Annotated in this window: 3 protein-coding genes; all 3 read right to left on the reverse strand. The window is 62.3% G+C overall.

Features of this window, described 5'->3' with window-relative positions:
- Window positions 1-334 precede the first annotated feature (334 nt).
- The 3 genes from ABYB95_RS21535 to ABYB95_RS21545 all read right to left on the reverse strand — a co-directional run bounded on the left by ABYB95_RS21535 (window position 335) and on the right by ABYB95_RS21545 (window position 2,293).
- Window positions 335-970, reverse strand: coding sequence for an ankyrin repeat domain-containing protein (locus tag ABYB95_RS21535; RefSeq protein WP_372661755.1), 636 nt, complete (start codon window positions 968-970; stop codon window positions 335-337).
- A gap of 50 nt (window positions 971-1,020) precedes the next feature.
- Window positions 1,021-1,842: a TatD family hydrolase gene (locus tag ABYB95_RS21540; RefSeq protein ID WP_372661758.1), complete on the reverse strand. Its 822-nt coding sequence runs from the start codon at window positions 1,840-1,842 to the stop codon at window positions 1,021-1,023.
- A gap of 79 nt (window positions 1,843-1,921) precedes the next feature.
- The gene (locus ABYB95_RS21545) at window positions 1,922-2,293 is read right to left on the reverse strand and encodes a PilZ domain-containing protein (protein ID WP_372661761.1); all 372 of its coding nucleotides are present in this window, start codon (window positions 2,291-2,293) and stop codon (window positions 1,922-1,924) included.
- Window positions 2,294-2,477: the final 184 nt, after the last annotated feature.

Below are 2,477 nucleotides of genomic sequence, written 5' to 3' on the forward strand. Positions count from 1 at the left end.
AGTAGCCAGGGCCCATGCGGTTGAGGTCGCCCATTTCGTACTGCTGGGCGTACAGGGCCGCGAATGCGCCCAGAGCAACCAGGGCCAGGCCGCCCAGGATGTCTTGGTAATGTTTGCTTTTCATGATGTTGTCTCTCTGCAGGGGTGAACGCGGCCTCGTCTCCGGGCGAAGCCGCAACGGAAATAGAAGTACCGATGCCATTGGATGCGAAAAAACGCGGGTGTCGCTTACGTATTTGCACGTAATTTAGGCCTTGTCACCCGACATTTTGTCGGCGGCAAGGCCAGCGAAGGTCTCAGCAAGCCGGATCGCGACCGAGCGACCGGCTGCCGATCACCACTTGCCGGCGGGTCTTTTGGCGCGCACGAATGCGCCAATGAGTTCTGCGGACGATGCCCGGTTGGCCCGGTGGGCAAAGTCGATGGCGGAGAGCCCCTGCTCGTTTTTCAACAGGGGATCTGCGCCCTCTTCGAGCAAGAGCTTGACCACGGCGGGATGGCCGTAGTGCGCGGCCATCATCAGCGGTGTGGTCTTGTTTGGCGACTCGGCGTCGATGTAGGCGTGGTGTTCCAGCAAGAGACGCACCACTTGCGCGCTGCCCGGCTCGGCGTTGGTCGCGGCGTAATGCAGCGGCGTCCAACCCGGCTTGTTGACCTCCGCCTTGCGCTCGATCAGCAATTGCACCAGGCTCAGATGCCCCTTCAGCGCCGCCATCATCAGCGGACTCTCGCCCTTGGCTGTGCGCAACTCCACCTTCACGTCGGGCTGGCTCAGCAAGTAGTTGGCCGCGCTCAGCGAGCCGTCGCGCAAGGCCAGGAACAAGGCGCACTCGCCCTTTTCGTTGCGGGTGTTGAGGTCAAAACCGCGCAGGTTCAGCAGCTGCAAGGTGGCGGCATCGTCGCGCTTGATGGCGGTGAAAAAATCGTCAAAGGCGTTGGCACGGGCCTGGGCTGCAAACCCAAGAAGCAAAACAAATGCATATAAAACAATAGATTGTTTTATTTTTCTAAAGTGATTCATTAGGATAAATCCTTCACCCGAGCGAACAGGCGATCGAAGTTGGTGCTGGTGGCATCGGCCACGGCCTCCACCGTGATGCCCTTGATTTCCGCGATTTGCCGCGCCACGTGCGGCACGTAGGCCGGGCTGTTGGTCTTGCCGCGAAAAGGCACGGGGGCCAGATACGGGCTGTCGGTTTCGATCAGCATGCGCTCCAGCGGCACAAAGCGCACCACGTCGCGCAAGTCGGCGGCGTTGCGAAACGTGATGATGCCGGAGAAGGAAATATAAAAATCCAGCTCCAGTGCAGCACGGGCCACGTGCTCGGTTTCGGTGAAGCAATGGAACACCCCGCGCGAACGGGGTAGATCGGTGCTCGCATCGCTCGCGCCTTCGAAACCGCCCTCTTCGCGCAGGATGGCCAATGTGTCTTCAGAAGCGCTGCGGGTGTGGATCACCAAGGGCAGATCGGTTTGCCGACCGGCCCGGATATGGGTGCGGTAGCGTTCGCGTTGCCAGGCCATGTCGGCCACGCTGCGCTCGCCCAGGCGGTAGTAGTCGAGCCCGGTTTCGCCAATGCCCACCACACGTGGGCGGGCCGCCCGGGTGAGCAAATCGTCCAGGCTGGGCTCTTGCACGCCTTCGTTGTCGGGGTGTACACCCACGGTCGACCAGAGGTTCGCGTGGGCCAGCGCCAGACCATGCACGGTCTCGAACTCTTCCAGCGTGGTGCAAATGCACAAGGCCCGAGTCACTTGTGCCTGCGCCATGGCGAGCTGGATTTCGTCGATCTGGGCCCGCAGCTCGGGGAAGCTCAGATGGCAATGGGAGTCGGTGAACATGCGGTTGGGGGTCGGATCGGGGAAGGTGCAGCGGCCAGCGCTGCACCGGGCTGCCCGCTGGCGCGGGACAGAAAACGGCTCAGATGGTCTGCGTCGGGCGGTCCGAGGCCAGGTGCGAACCCAGGATTTCTTCGATCTTGAGCTTGAGCAGGCGCGATTTTTCATCGGCTGGAAAACGGATACCCACGCCCTGCGTGCGCCCGGCGGCCGCCTTGGCCGGTGTGACCCAGGCGACCTTGCCCGCCACCGGATAGCGCTGCAGGTCGTCGGGCAGGCTCAGCAAAACATACACGTCGTCGCCCAGACGGTAGTCGCGCGAGGACGGAATGAAAATCCCGCCATCCGCGAACAAAGGAATGTAAGCGGCATACAGCGCGGCCTTCTCCTTGATGGAGAGCTGGATCACGCTGGGGCGTGCAGCGGCGGCCGATGGGGGTGGAGAGGTGCTCATGAAAGCCGAGTTTAGCGGCAAGCAGACAGATTCAACAAGGCGGCGGCCGTGGCCACCCGCAGCCCAAACCACAAAATGTGCACATTGTTTTGCACAAAATCGCCATTCAAGCCCGGGCGACCGCTGCCGGCGCCCGCCCCTGGCGCTGAAACAGCTGGCGCGTGTGGGCCGCCCAGGCTTCCTG

Origin of the sequence: Hydrogenophaga sp., from assembly GCF_041633695.1 — a bacterium.
Taxonomy (GTDB): domain Bacteria; phylum Pseudomonadota; class Gammaproteobacteria; order Burkholderiales; family Burkholderiaceae_C; genus Hydrogenophaga.

Excerpts from the sequence above, each read along its gene's own strand:
- ABYB95_RS21540 (WP_372661758.1), bottom strand. The coding sequence starts at position 1,842 with ATGTTCACCGACTCCCATTGCCATCTGAGCTTCCCCGAGCTGCGGGCC.
- ABYB95_RS21545 (WP_372661761.1), bottom strand. The coding sequence starts at position 2,293 with ATGAGCACCTCTCCACCCCCATCGGCCGCCGCTGCACGCCCCAGCGTG.